The organism is Geminicoccus flavidas, assembly GCF_009806515.1.
Lineage (GTDB): Bacteria > Pseudomonadota > Alphaproteobacteria > Geminicoccales > Geminicoccaceae > Geminicoccus > Geminicoccus flavidus.
In genome coordinates, this window is the sequence record NZ_WUJP01000549.1 from 1 (window position 1) to 15,811 (window position 15,811).

Annotated in this window: 14 protein-coding genes and 1 pseudogene; 10 read left to right on the plus strand and 5 right to left on the minus strand. The window is 69.3% G+C overall.

All coding sequences use genetic code 11. From position 1 onward, the window contains the following. The first annotated feature begins 283 nt into the window (after window positions 1-283). The 4 genes from EQG76_RS15515 to EQG76_RS15530 all read left to right on the plus strand — a co-directional run bounded on the left by EQG76_RS15515 (window position 284) and on the right by EQG76_RS15530 (window position 5,718). Complete coding sequence (locus tag EQG76_RS15515) at window positions 284-2,416, plus strand: M10 family metallopeptidase (protein WP_159715057.1); 2,133 nt, start codon at window positions 284-286, stop codon at window positions 2,414-2,416. Between the two features lie 152 nt (window positions 2,417-2,568). Further along, the gene (locus tag EQG76_RS15520; RefSeq protein ID WP_235031391.1) at window positions 2,569-3,570 is read left to right on the plus strand and encodes a sulfotransferase family protein; all 1,002 of its coding nucleotides are present in this window, start codon (window positions 2,569-2,571) and stop codon (window positions 3,568-3,570) included. A 32-nt stretch (window positions 3,571-3,602) separates the two neighbouring features. Beyond that, window positions 3,603-4,577, plus strand: a complete 975-nt coding sequence (locus tag EQG76_RS15525; RefSeq protein ID WP_159715059.1) for a lysylphosphatidylglycerol synthase transmembrane domain-containing protein — start codon at window positions 3,603-3,605, stop codon at window positions 4,575-4,577. A 4-nt stretch (window positions 4,578-4,581) separates the two neighbouring features. Further along, on the plus strand, window positions 4,582-5,718 hold the full coding sequence (locus EQG76_RS15530; protein WP_159715061.1) for a glycosyltransferase family 4 protein: 1,137 nt from the start codon (window positions 4,582-4,584) through the stop codon (window positions 5,716-5,718). Here the strand turns inward: EQG76_RS15530 and EQG76_RS15535 are convergent. From EQG76_RS15535 to EQG76_RS15550, 4 genes are read right to left on the minus strand one after another with little or no spacing between them, the layout of a single operon-like run. Beyond that, a complete protein-coding gene (locus tag EQG76_RS15535; RefSeq protein WP_159715063.1) occupies window positions 5,715-6,650 on the minus strand; it encodes a branched-chain amino acid ABC transporter permease in 936 nt (311 codons plus the stop codon). The two genes, EQG76_RS15530 and EQG76_RS15535, sit on opposite strands and share 4 nt — an antisense overlap. Continuing rightward, window positions 6,650-7,564: a branched-chain amino acid ABC transporter permease gene (locus tag EQG76_RS15540; RefSeq protein WP_159715065.1), complete on the minus strand. Its 915-nt coding sequence runs from the start codon at window positions 7,562-7,564 to the stop codon at window positions 6,650-6,652. The genes EQG76_RS15535 and EQG76_RS15540 overlap by 1 nt, the downstream gene beginning before the upstream one ends. Further along, entirely contained in the window at window positions 7,561-8,280 is a 720-nt protein-coding gene (locus EQG76_RS15545; RefSeq protein ID WP_159715067.1) for an ABC transporter ATP-binding protein, read from the minus strand. Before EQG76_RS15545 ends, EQG76_RS15540 begins: the two co-directional genes overlap by 4 nt. Continuing rightward, window positions 8,277-9,032 (minus strand): ABC transporter ATP-binding protein, encoded by a 756-nt coding sequence (locus EQG76_RS15550; RefSeq protein WP_235031390.1) that lies wholly within the window; start codon window positions 9,030-9,032, stop codon window positions 8,277-8,279. The genes EQG76_RS15545 and EQG76_RS15550 overlap by 4 nt, the downstream gene beginning before the upstream one ends. 380 nt (window positions 9,033-9,412) lie before the next feature. Between EQG76_RS15550 and EQG76_RS15555 the strand changes: the two genes are divergently transcribed. Beyond that, the gene (locus tag EQG76_RS15555; protein ID WP_159715071.1) at window positions 9,413-9,712 is read left to right on the plus strand and encodes a DUF1127 domain-containing protein; all 300 of its coding nucleotides are present in this window, start codon (window positions 9,413-9,415) and stop codon (window positions 9,710-9,712) included. A 73-nt stretch (window positions 9,713-9,785) separates the two neighbouring features. After that, the gene (locus EQG76_RS15560) at window positions 9,786-10,064 is read left to right on the plus strand and encodes a hypothetical protein (protein ID WP_159715073.1); all 279 of its coding nucleotides are present in this window, start codon (window positions 9,786-9,788) and stop codon (window positions 10,062-10,064) included. A 43-nt stretch (window positions 10,065-10,107) separates the two neighbouring features. On the opposite strand, the gene EQG76_RS15565 is transcribed toward EQG76_RS15560, so the two are convergent. After that, a complete protein-coding gene (locus tag EQG76_RS15565) occupies window positions 10,108-11,502 on the minus strand; it encodes a radical SAM protein (protein ID WP_159715075.1) in 1,395 nt (464 codons plus the stop codon). Window positions 11,503-11,740: 238 nt separating this feature from the next. On the opposite strand from EQG76_RS15565, the gene EQG76_RS15570 reads away from it, so the two are divergent. The 4 genes and pseudogenes from EQG76_RS15570 to EQG76_RS15585 all read left to right on the plus strand — a co-directional run. Continuing rightward, the gene (locus tag EQG76_RS15570) at window positions 11,741-12,820 is read left to right on the plus strand and encodes a DUF2235 domain-containing protein (protein WP_159715077.1); all 1,080 of its coding nucleotides are present in this window, start codon (window positions 11,741-11,743) and stop codon (window positions 12,818-12,820) included. Between the two features lie 136 nt (window positions 12,821-12,956). Further along, a complete protein-coding gene (locus EQG76_RS15575) occupies window positions 12,957-13,922 on the plus strand; it encodes a sugar-binding protein (RefSeq protein ID WP_159715079.1) in 966 nt (321 codons plus the stop codon). A 76-nt stretch (window positions 13,923-13,998) separates the two neighbouring features. Then, the gene (locus EQG76_RS15580; protein ID WP_159715081.1) at window positions 13,999-15,507 is read left to right on the plus strand and encodes a sugar ABC transporter ATP-binding protein; all 1,509 of its coding nucleotides are present in this window, start codon (window positions 13,999-14,001) and stop codon (window positions 15,505-15,507) included. Window positions 15,508-15,520: 13 nt separating this feature from the next. After that, window positions 15,521-15,811: pseudogene (locus EQG76_RS15585) on the plus strand (ABC transporter permease); the annotation flags it as partial.

Sequence of the window (15,811 nt, forward strand, 5' to 3'; positions counted from 1 at the left end):
CTCGGCCCATACCGCGCCATTCTCCACGCGCTGGGCCGCTCCTAACGGAGGTCCGGTGGACGCCCCGGCAGAGCCAGAAGCTGCCGGGGGGCTGGCGGCTGCCTGGATGCGCCGCTACCACACCCGGGTATTGGCAGAGGCAACCGCCCGGTCCGGCGCTGCCGGGATGTGGTAGAACGGCCGACGAGTGCGGTACGCCCGGCCATCTTCACCCGCTATCGGCGCGCCCCCTCCTGTCAACGACCCGGCCGCCCCGGCCCGCGCCAGTTCCGGAGCGCCTCCCATGCTTCGTTCCTCCCCGGCATCAACCACCAGCGCCGACGCTTTGGGCGATGATCTCGCATCCCGGACCCCCACGACCCGGATCCCGGCGACCGGTGACAGCTTGGTCGACGCCTTGAGCGGGCCTGCCCGATGGAGTGTGGCGCCGGGCGAGCCCGCGACGATCACCTACAGCTTCCCCACCGCCGACGCGGCCTGGGCCGATGGCTATGCCGAGCCGCGCGAAGGCTATGCGGCCCTGTCGGCCGGGCAGCGGGAGGCGGTGCGCCGGGCGCTCGGCACCTGGGAGGAGGTGGGTGGGATCCGCTTCGTCGAGGTCGAGGAGGCGGACGGTGCGTCGGGCGACATCCGCTTCGCCGTAACCTCGGCGGTCACGACCGCCGGCGCCTACGGTCCCGGCGACAGTGCCGCGGCCGGCGACGTCTGGCTGGGCCGCGCCGACCACCTGCCGGACCGCGACCTCGCCGCGGAGCGGGCGAATTATGCAGACGGAACCTACGAGTTCAGCGTGCTCGTCCACGAGATCGGCCACGCTCTGGGTGCCAAGCATCCTCACGAGGCGCTGGGCAGCGGCACTCTCCTGCCACGAGAGCAGGATTGGCGCGGCGCCACGGTGATGTCCTATCGGGACGGCCCAGGCGACAGCGTCGGCAGCGGCGCCTCCGCCAGCATCTACCCGAGCGCGCCCATGGCGCTGGACGTGGCCTGGCTGCGCTCCGTCTATGGCGGCGAGCCGGCCACCCGGTTGGGTGACACCGTGTACCGCTGGGATGAGGACGAGGCGGTGTTCGCAACGATCGTCGACGACGGCGGCAGCGACACGCTCGACTGGTCCAACCGATCGGACCCGGTCCGGCTGGACCTGGCCGGAGGCTGGCAGCAGGTGGGGCCGACCTATCGCTGGGACCGGGGCGAGCTTCCCACCACGCTGTTCCTGTTCGGCGACGCCACGATCGAGAACGCCTTTGGCGGCAGCGGCGACGACGTGATCACCGGCAGTGTTGGGCCCAACCGACTGGCCGGCAATAGCGGCGACGACCGGCTGGAAGGTGGGGCCGGCAACGATGTCTATCTGGTCGCCCCCGGCGCGGGCCGGGACACGATCGCCGACAGCGCCGGCGGCGCCGATGTCATCGAGTTCGGCCCGGGCCTGCGGTTCGGTGACCTCCGGTTCAGCCGCAGCGGCGCGGACCTAGCGATCGGCTCAGGCGATCCGGCCGCGCCGCTCGACCTGCGCCTCGTCGACCAGTTCGGCCTGGGCACGATCGAGGAGCTGCGCTTTGCGGCGGACAGCCAAGCCGGCCGCTGGGATGGTCAGGACTTCGTGGTGGTGCCGGCCGCCGCTGCGGCGTCCACCGATGGCGACGACCTCCTGATCCTGACCGACGGCCCGGACGCCCGCTTCTCACTCGGCGGCAACGACGTGATCTTCGGCAAGGGCGGCGACGACTATCTGGACGGCGGCAACGGCGACGACTGGCTGGTGGGTGGCACCGGCGACGACGAACTCCATGGCGGCAACCACGATGACAAGCTGGATGGCGGCGAGGGCAGTGACGGGCTCCATGGCGGTGCGGGCAACGACATCCAGCGCAGCGGCGCTGGCAACGACAAGCTCCATGGCGGCGACGGCGCGGACATCACGTTCGGCGCCGTGGGCGACGACACGATCTTCGGCGGGGAGGGCAGCGACCTCCATCTGGTCGGTGGGGTCGGCGACGACCTGATCTATGGCGGCAACGGCGACGACCTGATCGACGGCGCCAGCGGCGCGGACCGGCTGGACGGCGGTGGCGGCAACGACGTCATCGTGGGCGGTGCCGGCAACGACATGCTGAGCGGCACGGAGGGGGACGACGTGCTGCGCGGCGGCTTCGGCGACGACCGGCTGGATGGTGGGCCCGGCAATGACGAGCTGATTGGCGGCTTCGGCAATGACCTGCTAGTCGGCGGGCCGGGGCGTGACATCGCCATCTTCAATGGCATGGCCGCACAGTACCGCTTCACCGACCTGGGCGGCGGAACGACCGAGGTACGGCACCTGCCATCCAATGGCACGTGGTTCGGTATCAGCTATCTGAGCGAGATCGAGCTGGTGAAGTTCGGCAATGCCCTGCCGGTTGCACTGACGTGACGGAAGTGGCCGTCTGACCTGCGACATCTGGCCGGCGGCGCACTGACCTGTTCCGGCGGTGGAAACATGGACACCGCGTTCAGTGAGTTTTAGAACAAGGCTAATCAACACGCTTCCAGGGCAGGCAACATAGAAATCGGGTACGTGTGATGATGGCCAACCTGTTCATTATCGGTGCAGCGAAGGCGGGAACAACTGCGCTGCATCAGTATCTCGGACAGCATCCAGCCATCTTAATGTCACCTGTGAAGGAGCCCAATTATTTCGCTTTTCCTCAAGGGCTTCCAGCTTTCGCAGGCCCTGAGCCATCGGGTGGTTCCACCTTCATCCGGGATCGGCTGCGTCGCGAGACGTATGGGCTTTCCGTGTTGGACCGCACCAGCTACGAGCGGCTGTTCATCCAGAGTGGCGATCGGCCGCTGCGTGGTGAGAGCTCCGCGGCCTATCTCTACTTCCCAGGCTGCGCGGAGCGCATCCGCGCGGCGGTTCCCGATGCACGGATCATCGCGATCCTGCGCGAGCCGGTGGATCGCGCCTTCTCCAAGTACCGGCAGATGCGGCGCGACCGCGTCGAGCCCCTGACGAGCTTCGCCGCTGCTATCGCAGCGGAGCCGGAGCGCCAGCGGGCCGGCTGGGCACCCACCTGGCTCTATCTCGACCGGGGCCGCTACCACCGGCAGCTCCGGCCCTATTTCGCGCAGTTCGACCGCCGGCAGATCCACGTCCTGCTCCATGACGACCTGCGGGCCGATCCCCGGGCCGCGCTGCGCAACATCTTCACCTTCCTCGGCGTCGATCCGGACGTGCCGGTCGACACCGACGAGGCGCACAACCGTTCGGACGTCGTCGAGACCCCCAGGTTCGGCCTGCTCTACGACCTGACGATCCGCCCCTACCTGATGTCGCCCAGGCTGCAGAGCCTGGTGCCGCGCGGTCTCGCCGCCACCATCCGGCCCTGGGCCCGCCGGCTCATGCTCCGCCAGGCCGGGAATGCGCCGGAAGTCCTGCCGCCGGATCTCGCCGCAGAGCTGCGTGCCGACATGCACGACGAGCTGGAGCGGCTACAGGACCTGATCGGCCGCGACCTCTCCCATTGGCTGGCCCCGTTGCCAGGGCGGCATGAGCCGGCGCGGGTGCTGACGGCGGCAGGCTAGAGCTGGCGGAGGATCACAGATGGAGGGCAGGGATGTGCGGGCGCTGGAAGAACGGGATGGGCATCCTGTTCAGCCTCTCGCTCCTAGGCCTGGTGCTGGCCTGGCAGCCTCTGGACCAATTCACCGCCGTGCTCCGTCAGGTCGTCCTGTGGCCCGTCCTGCTCGCCTTCGCCCTGACCGTACCCATGGTCCTGCTGCGCACCTGGCAGACCAGCTGCCTCGCCCGGCTGCAGGGCATGCAGGTGGGCTTCGGTCCGCTGCTCGGCCTGCAGCTCGCGACCAGCTTCTACGGCCTGTTCCTTCCGGGCGTGGTCGCGGCCGGCGTGCTGCGCTGGTACCGGCTGGCGCGGCTCGGGGGCGATCCGCAGGCGACCCTGGCGCTCGTCGTGTTCTCGCGCCTGCTCGAGATCGAGATGGCCCTCCTGCTGGGCCTCCTGTTCTGGTTCCTCGACCCGGGCGCACCTGGATGGCCGGGCCTGCCCGGCATGTTCGCGGCGCTGGCCGTGGCTGTCGCCATGCTGCGCTACCTGGCCTTCCACCCGAAGGCGGCTGCCTGGGCGGAGGTGCAGCTTTCGGCGTGGTGGCCGGAGCGGCGGCTGCCGGGGCTGCGCCGCCGCCTGATCGAGCTGCTGAAGGTCACCGGCCGCTACGGCAGCCTGACCGGCCGGGCCTGGGGCATCCTGCTCCTGAACATTCTCGGCAGCCATGCACTGGGCCTGCTCTCGGTAGCACTGGTGGCCGGAGCCCTCGGCATGGAGGTCGGCATCGCCACGCTCGGCTGGGCACGCGCGATCCTGGCACTGGCCCTGCTCCTGCCCATCACCTGGGCCGGGGTCGGGCTGCGCGAGGCGACGATGGCGGCGGCCCTGGTCGCGGCCGGCCAGCCTGGCCCGGAATCCGTGGCACTCGGCCTCCTGCTCAGTCTGCGCGTGCTCCTGGAGGCGCTGGCGGGCGGCCTCGTCGAACTGCACGCCCGGCTCACCCCCACACCCCGCGGAGAGGGATGAACCCATGAGAGTCTGCCTCATCTCCACGGAGATCTTCGCCTGGGGGAAATTTGGCGGCTTCGGGCGCGCGACCCGAATGATCGGCGGCGAACTGGTCAAGCGCGGCGTGGAAGTGTTCGCAGTGGTGCCGCAGCGGCCCGGCCAGCAGCCGGTCGAGCAACTGGACGGCATCACCGTGCTGAGCTTTCCCATGGCGCGCCCCTTTGAGATGCTGCGGCTGTTCCGCCAAGCGGATGCCGACATCTACCACTCCTGCGAAGTGTCGCTCGGCACCTGGCTGGCACAGCGCGCGATGCCGTCCCGGCGGCACATGATCACCTTCCGCGACCCGCGCGACTGGCAGGATTGGGTGATGGAGTTCGCCCGGCCCTCGCTCAACCGCCTGCAGGTGGTCGGCAACTATCTGTTCGAGAGCAGCCCGCTGCTGTGGAGGGCCGTCCGACGTGCGGACGCGCTCTATACCATCGCCCATTGGCTGGTGCCGAAGGTGGAGCGAATGTACGGGCCCTGTCCCAAGCCGCGCTTCCTGCCGACCCCGGTGCCGATCCCGTCGGAACCCGCCAAGGCCGCGACACCCACCGTTTGCTATCTGGCGCGGCTGGACCGGCGCAAGCGGCCGCATCTGTTCCTCGATCTGGCCCGGCAGTTCCCGCACGTCCGGTTCCGGGTGTTCGGCAAGTCGCGCGATAAGGCGTATGAGCGCTGGCTGCGGGCGACCTATGAGGGGCCAAATGTCGAGTTCCTGGGCATGGTGGACCAGTTCGCCAGCACCACGCACGGCGAAGCGCTGGCCGGGAGCTGGATTATGGTCAACACCGCGACCAGGGAGGCGATGCCCAACTCGTTCATCGAAGCGGCCGCGCATGGCTGTGCAATCATGAGCTTCGTCGACCCCGACGGCTTCGCCTCGCGGTTCGGCTACCATGCCGCGCGGGACGACTTCGCTGCGGGCCTGGCTTGGCTGCTGGAGAACGACCGCTGGCGTGAGCGGGGTGCCGCGGCGCGCCGGCACGTCGCGGCGGAGTTCGCGCTCGAGCGGGCGATGGACCTGCATCTGGAGGCCTATGGCGCGCTCCTGGCGGAACCGGTGCCCGCCCCCGCCACGGTCCGGCGTACGCCACGGCCGGCGGTAACCCTCTAGCCCCGCCGCCCGAGCAGGCCCGTCGGCCGGAACAGGAGGACCAGGCACAAGGCCACGCCGATCCCTGCCACCTGGAGGGCGGCCGCCTGGGCCTTGCCCTCGGGCGGCACGAAGAGGTCGAGCAGCATGCCCGAGCCGGTCCAGATCGCCCAGACCAGGACGGCACCGGCAATCGCACCCCGATGGTCGCCGGCACCGCCCACGATCAGCATCGCCCAGACCTGGAAGGTCAGGATCGGCAGGAAGTCCTCGGGCGCGATGAAGCCGATGAAGTGGGCATAGACCGCTCCCGCCAGCCCCATCACCATCGCACCCAGGACAAACGCCTCCAGGCGGAAGCGGAAGACATGCTTGCCGATGGCGGCGGCGGCGGCCTCGTCCTCCCGGATCGCGCGCAGCACCCGGCCCCACGGGCTGGCGGTGAGCCGGGCCAAGCCCCGCCAGACCAGCAGCACCAGTGCCGCGACGAACAGGAGATAGGCCAGGTTCCAGCCGCCCTGGCCGCCCAGCTCATCGTACAGGGGCCGCGGCACGAAGTTCATCCCGAACGGCCCGCCGGTCAGCACCTGGAGGTTGAGCGCCACGAGCTGCAGGGTCACGGCGATGCCGAAGGTGGTGATCGCCAGATAGTCGTGGCGCAGCCGGAGTGCGGGGATGCCCACCAGCAGCGCGAACAGCCCGGCCGAGAGCATCGCACCGGCCATGCCGAGCGGCACTGGCAGGCCGAACCCGCCGATCCGGCCAGGATCGTCGGGCGTGGTGAGGATGGCGCTTGAATAGGCGCCGACCAGCACGAACCCGGCCACGCCGACATTGAACAGGCCGGTGAACCCCCACTGGAGGTTCAGGCCGAGGGTGATCAGCGCGTAGTAGAGCGCGATCACCAGGAAGAAGACCAGGTAGGCGAGGGGACCGGCCAGCAGCTCCACCATCAGCCGCGCTCCCCGAACAGGCCGGTGGGGCGGACCAGGAGGATCAGGATCAGGAGGAGGAAGGCCACCGCAGCGCGATATTCCGCGCCGACCAGCGGCACTGCTAGGCTCTCGGCGATACCCACGATCAGCCCGCCCAGCACCGCCCCGAACGGCGACCCGATCCCGCCCAGGATCACTGCGGCGAACAGGGGTAGGAGCAGGTCCAGCCCCATGGTCGGCCGGATCTGCACAGTGAGCCCGGCGAACACCCCAGCGACTGCAGCGAGGCCCGCCCCGATGATCCAGGTCCAGCGGACCACGGCCGCCACGTCGATGCCGGTGACGGTGGCAAGCTGCGGGTTGTGCGCCACGGCGCGCATCGCCCGGCCGAGCGTGGCGCGGGACAGGAACAGGTGCATGGCGATCACGAGCAGGGCCGTCACGCCCAGGACGGCCAGCTGGTCCGGCGTCGCTCGCACCCCGCCCAGCACGGAGCGGGGCAGCAGCGGCAGGGCGATCTGGATGGCGCGGCTGTAGTACTGGGGCTCGCCGCCGAACGCGAAGAACAGGAGGTTGCGCAGGGCCAGCGCTGCGCCGAACGAGCCCATCACCACGGCGATCGCAACACCTGCCCGGCCGAGCCTGGCGAACAGGAGCCGGTCCAGCAGCAGCGCCAGGCCGGCGGTCGCCAGGATCGCCGCGGCGAGCGAGGCCAGGAGCGGCCAGCCGAACGAGAGCGGGCCGAAGGTCGTGGTCGACAGCACCTGGAACTGGCCGAGCGCCAGCAGCGCCAGATAGGCGCCGAAGGTCACGAACTCGCCATGGGCGAAATTGGCGAAGCGCAGGATCGCATAGGTGAGGGTCAGGCCGATGGCGCCCAGAGCGATGATCGAGCCCAGGACCAAGCCGTCGGCGAGCTGCTGGAGGATCATCGATTGGCCCCGCCCAGAAACAGGCTGGCGAGGTCGCCATGGCTGGCGAGCTCGGCGGCGCTGCCGGACAGGTGCTCGCGGCCTTCCGCCAGCACATAGGCACGGTCGGCCAGGGCCAGGGCGGCCTTCACGTTCTGCTCCACCATCAAGATCGTGGTACCCTCCGCCCGCACCTCGGCGAGCTTGGCGAACACTTCCGCCACCAGCCGGGGCGACAGCCCGGCCGATGGCTCGTCCAGCATGATCATGCCGGGCTCCACCAGTAGTGCGCGGGCCACGGCCAGCATCTGGCGCTGCCCGCCGGACAGGCGCCCGGCCGGCAGCGCGCGCTGCCGGGCCAAGTCCGGGAACAGCTCGAACATCGCCCGCACCCGCTCCTGGCACCGCCGCCGGCCGAGGAAGAAGCCGGCCAGCTCTAGGTTCTCCTGGATCGTCAGGTTGGCGAACACGTTCTCGGTCTGCGGGACGAAGGCCAGCCCGGCGCGGACCAGACGATGCGCGGGCAGCTGGCGGAGGTCCTGGCCCCCGAAGCGGACTTCGCCCGATTCCACCAGGACCAAACCGGCGATCGCCTTGATCAGGGTGGACTTGCCGGCACCGTTCGGACCCAGCACCGCCACGATCTCGCCAGGCGCCACCCGGATCGAGGCGCCCCGCACGATCGGCAGGCCGGGCTCGTAGCCGGCCACCAGCCGGTCGACCTGGAGCAGGCTCAATGGGCGGCCCCGCCCAGATAAGCCTCGACCACCCGCGGGTCGGCCCGGACCTCGTCTGGGCTGCCGCTCATCAGGAGCCGCCCCCCGGCCATCACCAGCACCGGGCGGCACAGCGACATCACCAGGTCCATGTCGTGCTCGATGATCAGGAACGTCACCCCTTCGGCGTGCAGGGCCCGGATCCGGTCCACGATCTGGGCCATGAGCGGCGGTGCCACGCCGGCCCCCGGCTCGTCCAGGAGAACCAGCCGCGGCTCCTGCATCATCGCCCTGGCCAGCTCCAGAAGCTTGCGCTGCCCGCCGGACAGGGTGCGGGCCGGTGCTTCAGCATGGCGCTCCAGCCCCATGAAGCGCAGCCAGTGCCAAGCCCGCTCCGTGATCGCCGCCTCCTCGCGCGCCAGGGTGCGGGCACTCGTCCAGGCCCGCCAGAACCGCTCGCCCGTCTGGTGCTTCGCCGCAACCAGCAGGTTGTCGAGCACGCTCAGGGCCGGGAAGGGGCGGGGGATCTGGAAGGTGCGGGCGATGCCCAGCCGGGTGCGCTGGTCCTGGCGGCAGCGGTCGATCCGCCGGTTCTCGAAATGCAGCTCACCGCCGCTGGGTGGCAGGCTCCCGGCGATCAGGTTGAACAGCGTGGTCTTGCCCGCGCCGTTAGGGCCGATCAGGCCGGTGATGGTGCCCCGGCCGAGAGTGAAGGAGACGTCGTCCACGGCCCGCACGCCGCCGAACGACCTGATCAGTCCATGAGCCTGCAACAACTCTGCTGCCCGATTTCCGCAAGTGTCGGTCGCCTTGGTTAGCCGGACGAGGCTGCTGCCGCAATCGGCAGCGCTTAGGTGCGCTGCAGTATAGCACTGTTGCACAAAAACATGGCCGACATGCCGGGAATTTCGGCACGCTATATCCATGTGTGACAAGAACGCCACCAAACTGTGTCAGAAAATTGCAGCGATCTGATTCTGCAGCGCTGCGATGCAGCATGTCGGGTGGTGGATGCCCGGACCGAGGCTTATCTTCCAATCGTTGGGTCCGGCCAAAAGATCAGTTTGATCGAGAAGGTCGGGGAACAACCGACCAGCCGCCTGACAAGTTCCGACCGGCTGGACTTCGAGTGGAGTGGAAGAAAATGGGTACCGTGCAACAGCTCATCGACAGTGCGCTTCGTCAGTACCGGGCTTACGAGACCCGTCGTTCCCTGAGCCGCCTGAGCGATCGCAGCCTGGCGGACCTCGGCATGGAGCGCGACCTGATCGGCGACATCGCGGCGATGGCGGCTGCCCAGAGCAATGGACGGGTGTCGCTCGCCCAGATCCGCGTCATGGCCCAGGAGGCGCTGCTCGCACGCCAGGCCGAACAGCAGATCGCTACCGCGCCCTCGCCGCTGGCCTCCTTGCTCGGCACGCCGAAGCACCCGCACCTCGTCCCCGCCGACTGAGCGGACCGCCGCCGACCGGGCGGGTCGTTGCGCCCGCACCTGTCCTTCTCTTCCGCATGACTGGATGACATCGATGTTCGCGAAGCTCACCGCCCCCCTGCGCTCCACCGAGACCTGGCGCCGGTTCGAGATCGCCCGTTTCCACCGCGCTGCGCTGAAGCAGGCCCGCGCCGAGCTGAATGCCTATACCCCGCACGAGCTGGCCGGCGACCTGCGCATCAGCAGCGCCGACATCGAGCCGCTCGCCCAGGAAGAGGCGCGCCGCCGCACCGAACTCCATATCGCCCGCCATCCGGAGCTGCGGGCCGCCATGGACGGCGCGGATGCCCGGATGGGCCTGGCCGGCGCCTGAGCGGCACCGCCCGGTCTTCCGGACATTCCCTGATACCCTGCGCTCAGGCGGCCCGGCTTGCCGCGGCCAGAGCCTGATTGCGCAGCGGGGTCAGGTCCGACCAGTCGATCCTGTCCCAGTCGAGCAGTGGGTCGTGCAGGGTCGCGATGAAGCGCCGATGCTCGGGATGATCCGGTGCGGCGATGAAGTGCCGCCGGAACTCGTCCGGCGTGAACGTGCCCCAGTTGCGGATCATGTGGAAGTGGATCCCGTCCGTACCCAGTGAGCGCGCCAGCTCCGCCGCTGCCGGCATCTCGAGATAGTTCAGCGTCTGCACGACGAAGTCCAGGCGCCACTCCCGCACCCCGCCCCGCGCGCGCAGCCGCGCCATGAAGTCGAGATTGGCGCGCAGGCGCTGCCAGTCGCCATGGCGCCGGATCACCGCATAGGTGTCGGCCTCGGCCGCATCGATCGACACCCACAGCGCGTCGACCCGCCCCTCCAGGTCCAGTTCGTCCCAGGCCCGCTCGTCGCACAGCAGGCCGTTGGTCTGCAGCTGCAGGCGCAGCCGGGGATAGCTCTGCCGGTCGAGCTGCCTGAGCAGCCGGCGAAAATGGGCGCTGGCAAAGGGGTCGCCCGAGCCGGTCGCCTTCACGGTGCGGGCATCACGCAGGAGCGGCAGCACCACCTGGTCCGCCACCTCGTCCAGCCGCAGGCGCTCCGCCTGGTCGGCCACGATCCGCTCGCGCCGGCAGGACGGGCAGGCGAGGTTGCAGGACCGGTCGTAGTTCAGCAGGACCCGGCGCGGCCCGTCCTCGACCTCGATGACCTCGTCCTGAATGATCGCCACCAGCTCCCGGTCGCTCACCGCGGCGCGCTCGGGCAGCCGCTCCGCGCTGAGGTGCGGGCAGTGCAGCCGGGAGCACCAGGTGAAGCTGCCGTCCAGCACCGAGCGGCGGATCGCCTTGGCCGCGGGCGAGTTCCAAAAGCCCGAGCCTCCCGACCCGTCCGCCTGGCCGATCGGCACCGCCAGCCAGGACGGGCAGCAGGCATGGGCGCTCAAATCCGGCCGCAGCTCCAGCTCGCGCCACGGCTTGGCGCAGAACCGCCCGCGCGGGTCGACCGGCCCCGGCCCTTCGCCGGCCGCCGCCCGGGCCCGCAGATAGACATCCTGCGCGACCAGATCGCGCTGCTCGCGCGCCAGCGCCGCCACCGCGAAGCGCAGGGCCGCCTTGGCATCGCCCTGCGCCAGCGCCCGCCGCGCCAGCATCACCTGGACCAGCCGCGGCACCGGCTTGCCCGGCAGGGCCGCCGCGGCCGCGTCCGCCAGCTCCTGCCAGATCCCCTGGCCGAACTCCGCCTCCAGCTCGGTCTCGACCGCCGCCACCGCCGCCTGCGGATCGGGCGGCGCTTGGCCGTCCCGCGCCGGAGCCACGAACAGGGCGGCGTCGAGTGCCACGGTGCGCTTGCGCAGGCGGACGAGCAGGTCGGAAAGAGTGCCACGGTGCGCTTGCGCAGGCGGACGAGCAGGTCGGGAAGCTCCATGGCCCAATTGTGCCACAGCCGGGTCGCCGCCGGAAAGCGCGCAGGGCCCGGTCGCACGCGGGTGTGTCGCGGGATCATCTTGAACATAATCCTAGGAAAATATACCATAGAACCACGGCTTTACGTGCCGTCGCAACCGCGGGGGAAAGGCAATGAAGCGGCTGGTCTTGTGTTTCGACGGCACCTGGAACCGGGCGGACGGGGGAGGCTACCCCACCAACGTCGCCCGGATCGCGCAGGCGGTGATGCCGCGGGGTCGGGATGGGACGGTGCAGCTCGCCCTCTATCTGCGCGGCGTGGGTGCCACCGCGGTCGGCATGGAGCGGCTGATCGCGGGCGCCACCGGCCAGGGCATCGACGACAGTATCCGTGCCGGCTATCTGTTCCTCGCCCAGAACTATGTCGCGGGCGACGAGGTCTACGTGTTCGGCTTCTCGCGCGGCGCCTTCACCGCGCGCAGCCTGGTAGGCTTCATCGGCGCCTGCGGCCTGCTGCGCCGCGACTGTCAGGACCGGATCATGCAGGCCTGGGAGCGCTACCGGCATGGCGGCGGCCAAGTGCTGGGGCACTGCCATAGCCGGGTGCCGATCGCCTTTCTGGGCGTGTGGGACACGGTGGGCGCGCTGGGCATCCCCTCCGACCTGCTGGGACCGCTGGTGGCCGAGGACTATCAGTTCCACGACACGAGGCCCTCGCCGCTGGTCCGGGTGGCCCGCCATGCACTGGCGATCGACGAGCACCGCGACGAGTTCGTGCCGACCTTCTGGACCGGCGAGGCACCTGCCGGCTGCGACATCCGCCAGGTCTGGTTCGCGGGCGCGCATGCTGATGTCGGCGGCGGCTACCGTTTGCGCCGGCTGGCCGACATCCCCCTGCGCTGGATGGCCGAGGAGGCGGCGCTGGCCGGGCTCGGCCTGGATGGCGGGCTGCTGGAACTGCCGGTCGACCCGCTCGCACCGCAGCACGAGTCCCGCCAGAGCTGGTCGCGCAAGGACCTGCTCACCCCGACGCTGCGCCAGGTCGCCGGCCGGCCTGTGCCGGTGGGCCTGCTGGAGCGGCTCTACCGGCCGCTCGACCGTAGCGGCCGGCCGCTGCCGACCATCGGCGAGGAACTCCATCCGAGCGTGCGGCTGCGCTTTGGCCGGCAGGTCCGGCGGATCCTCGATGATGACGACGTTGACGGCGAGCCGTATAGCTACCAGCCTCGTAACGTGGCGCCGCTGATCGGCTGAACCGCATCCGCCCCCCTCGGCCGGAGCGGCCCCGAAGCGGCTGGATCGACGCTTGCCGGCGCCGCTGGAACTGGATTAATCCTACTTTTGCGTTCGGTTGATCCGTGCTCGCCCGAAGCGGCGCCGGTCAGGGAGGATGAAGTTCATGAAGAGACGTGGGATCGTCGCGCTCTGCGCGGCCGCCTTGATGCTGTCGATCGGTGCCGGGGCCGCCTCGGCGCAGGAGAAGAAGACCCTCGCCTTAGTGACCAACGCCTCGGCGGACTTCTGGACGATCGCCCGGCGCGGCACCGAGAAGGCCCAGGAAGAGCTGCCCAACTACAATGTCGAGTTCTACGTGGTCGCCGAGGCCACCGCGGCCGAGCAGCGCCGGATCCTGGACGATCTCCTGACCAAGGGTGTCGCCGGCGTCTCGATCAGCTCGATCGACCCCGCCAACTCGACCGACATCCTGAATCGCGTCGCCGAGCAGGCCGTGCTGTTCACCACCGACAGCGACGCCCCGGAATCCAAGCGGATCGCCTATATCGGCACCGACAACCGTCAGGCCGGCGTGCAGGCCGGCGAGCTGATCAAGAAGGCGTTGCCCGACGGCGGCAAGATCATGATGTTCGTCGGCACCATGGGTGCGGCCAACGCGATTGAGCGCGTCGACGGCATCAAGCAGGCGCTGGAAGGCTCGAATGTCGAGATCATCGACATCCGCACCGACGAGGTCGACTTCGCCCGGGCCAAGCGCAACGTCGAGGACACGCTGACCAAGTACCCGGACATTTCCGGCCTGGTCGGGCTGTACTCCTACAACACGCCCCAGATCGTCGAAGCGGTCCGCGCGGCCGGCAAGATCGGCCAGGTCAAGGTGATCGGCTTCGACGAGGACCCGGTGACCCTGCGCGGCATCGCGGACGGCATCGTCGATGCGACCGTGGTCCAGCAGCCCTACGAGTTCGGCTACCAGTCGATGAAGGGCCTGGCCAAGGTCATCGAGGGCGACAAGTCCTGGATCCCGGAGAACGGCCTGATCATCGTGCCGACCAAGGTGATCGACTCCTCCAACGTCGAGGAGTTCCAGAGCCAGATGCGCGAGCTGCTGGCGAACTGAACCTCACGGGGGACGGGCAGGTCCTGCCCGTCCCGCACGTGCGAGCCCCGCACCTGCGACCATCGTCGAGACGAGCATGCCGGCACCTTTCTTGGAACTCCTGGACATCACCAAGACCTATCCGGGGGTGACAGCACTCTCCGGCGTCAGCTTCGCCATCGGTGCCGGCGAGGTGGTGGGCCTGATCGGCGAGAACGGTGCGGGCAAGTCGACGCTGATGAAGATCCTGGGTGGCGTCGTCGAGCCGACCAGGGGCACCATCCGGGTGGACGGCAACGAGCGTCCCGCTTTCACCGTACCTGAGTCGATGCAGGCCGGAATCGCCTTCGTCCACCAAGAGCTCAACCTCTTCGAGAACCTGGACGTCGCCGCCAACATCTTCATCGGCCGCGAGCCGCGCTCGGGCGGCTTCCTCAACTTGGTCGACAAGGCCGAGACCCGCCGCCGCGTGGCACCCCTGCTCCAGCGCCTGGGCGTCGATTTCGGGCCGGACACGCCGGTGGCCGAACTGGCCATCGCCGAGCGGCAGATGGTCGAGATCGCCAAGGCGCTCTCCCTGAACGCCCGGCTGATCATCATGGACGAGCCGACCTCCAGCCTGACCCTGTCCGAGACCGACCGGCTCCTGTCGGTGATCGCAGAGCTGAAGGCGCAGGGTGTCGCGATCGTCTATATCAGCCACCGGCTGAACGAGGTGAAGCAGTGCGCGGACCGCGTGGTCTGCCTGCGCGACGGCAAGCTGGTCGGCACGCTCGCCAAGGACGAGATCGAGCACCCGGCGATGATCCGCCTGATGATCGGCCGCGACCTGAAGTCGGTCTATATCCCGCCCAGGCATGCGCCCAAGGAGAGCGGGCTGACGCTGGAAGGCCTGCGCACCACCGCCTTTCCCGACTTCGCGGTGAACCTGACCCTGCGCCGCGGCGAGATCCTGGGCCTGGCTGGCCTGATCGGCTCCGGGCGGACCTCGCTCGCCCGCGCGATCTTCGGCATTGACCCGCCGCTTGCCGGCACGATCGCGCTGGACGGCCAGCCCATCACCGTGGCGAGCCCGCAGGACGCTATCGCCAAGGGCATCTATCTGGCGCCCGAGGACCGCAAGCGCTCCGGCCTGATCCTGGAGTTCCCGATCCGCGAGAACATCTCCCTGGCCGATCTGTGGGACTACGCCCCTTCCTGGCTGATCCGCCGCGACAAGGAACTGGCCGCCGCCGAGCGCCAGAAGGTCCGGCTCGGCATCCGGACCCCGTCGGTCGAAACGCCCGCCATCTCGCTTTCCGGTGGCAACCAGCAGAAGGTCGTGCTCGCCAAGTGGCTGTCGATGCGCCCGCAGGTGATCATCTTCGACGAGCCGACTCGCGGCATCGACGTGGGCGCCAAGGCCGAGATCTACCAGCTGATGCGCGAACTGGCCGAGGCCGGGGTCGCGATCCTGATGATCTCCTCCGACATGGAGGAGGTGATCGGGGTGAGCGACCGGGTCGCCGTCATGCACGAGGGCTCGATCGCCGGCTTCCTCGAGCGCAGCCAGCTCTCCGAGCACGCCATCATGGAACTCGCCATCGGCCACCGCCCGGCCGCCTGATCAGGAACCCGCCATGCACAAGAAAGATCTGGGCCTCCTCGTCCTGGTCCTGGTGATCGGCGCCATCACCACCGCCCTGAACCCGGTGTTCCTCTCGCCGGTCAACCTGGTCAACATGGCCAACCTGATCGGATTGTTCGGGATCTTCTCGATCGGCCAGGGCCTCGTCATCATCACCGGCGGCATCGAATTGTCGGTGGGCTCGATGTTCGCGCTGATCGGCGTGATCTTCGTCGACCTGCTGGTCAACTTCGCCCTGCCCTGGCCGATCGTGGTCCTGGTCGCGATCGGCCTGGGCCTCGTC

What these genes read in the sequence shown, in the direction of transcription:
- EQG76_RS15540 (WP_159715065.1), bottom strand. Translation starts at nt 7,564, where the DNA reads ATGATCCTCCAGCAGCTCGCCGACGGCTTGGTCCTGGGCTCGATCATC.
- EQG76_RS15520 (WP_235031391.1), top strand. Translation starts at nt 2,569, where the DNA reads ATGGCCAACCTGTTCATTATCGGTGCAGCGAAGGCGGGAACAACTGCG.
- EQG76_RS15525 (WP_159715059.1), top strand. Translation starts at nt 3,603, where the DNA reads ATGTGCGGGCGCTGGAAGAACGGGATGGGCATCCTGTTCAGCCTCTCG.
- EQG76_RS15515 (WP_159715057.1), top strand. Translation starts at nt 284, where the DNA reads ATGCTTCGTTCCTCCCCGGCATCAACCACCAGCGCCGACGCTTTGGGC.
- EQG76_RS15570 (WP_159715077.1), top strand. Translation starts at nt 11,741, where the DNA reads ATGAAGCGGCTGGTCTTGTGTTTCGACGGCACCTGGAACCGGGCGGAC.
- EQG76_RS15575 (WP_159715079.1), top strand. Translation starts at nt 12,957, where the DNA reads ATGAAGTTCATGAAGAGACGTGGGATCGTCGCGCTCTGCGCGGCCGCC.
- EQG76_RS15580 (WP_159715081.1), top strand. Translation starts at nt 13,999, where the DNA reads ATGCCGGCACCTTTCTTGGAACTCCTGGACATCACCAAGACCTATCCG.
- EQG76_RS15560 (WP_159715073.1), top strand. Translation starts at nt 9,786, where the DNA reads ATGTTCGCGAAGCTCACCGCCCCCCTGCGCTCCACCGAGACCTGGCGC.
- EQG76_RS15535 (WP_159715063.1), bottom strand. Translation starts at nt 6,650, where the DNA reads ATGGTGGAGCTGCTGGCCGGTCCCCTCGCCTACCTGGTCTTCTTCCTG.
- EQG76_RS15530 (WP_159715061.1), top strand. Translation starts at nt 4,582, where the DNA reads ATGAGAGTCTGCCTCATCTCCACGGAGATCTTCGCCTGGGGGAAATTT.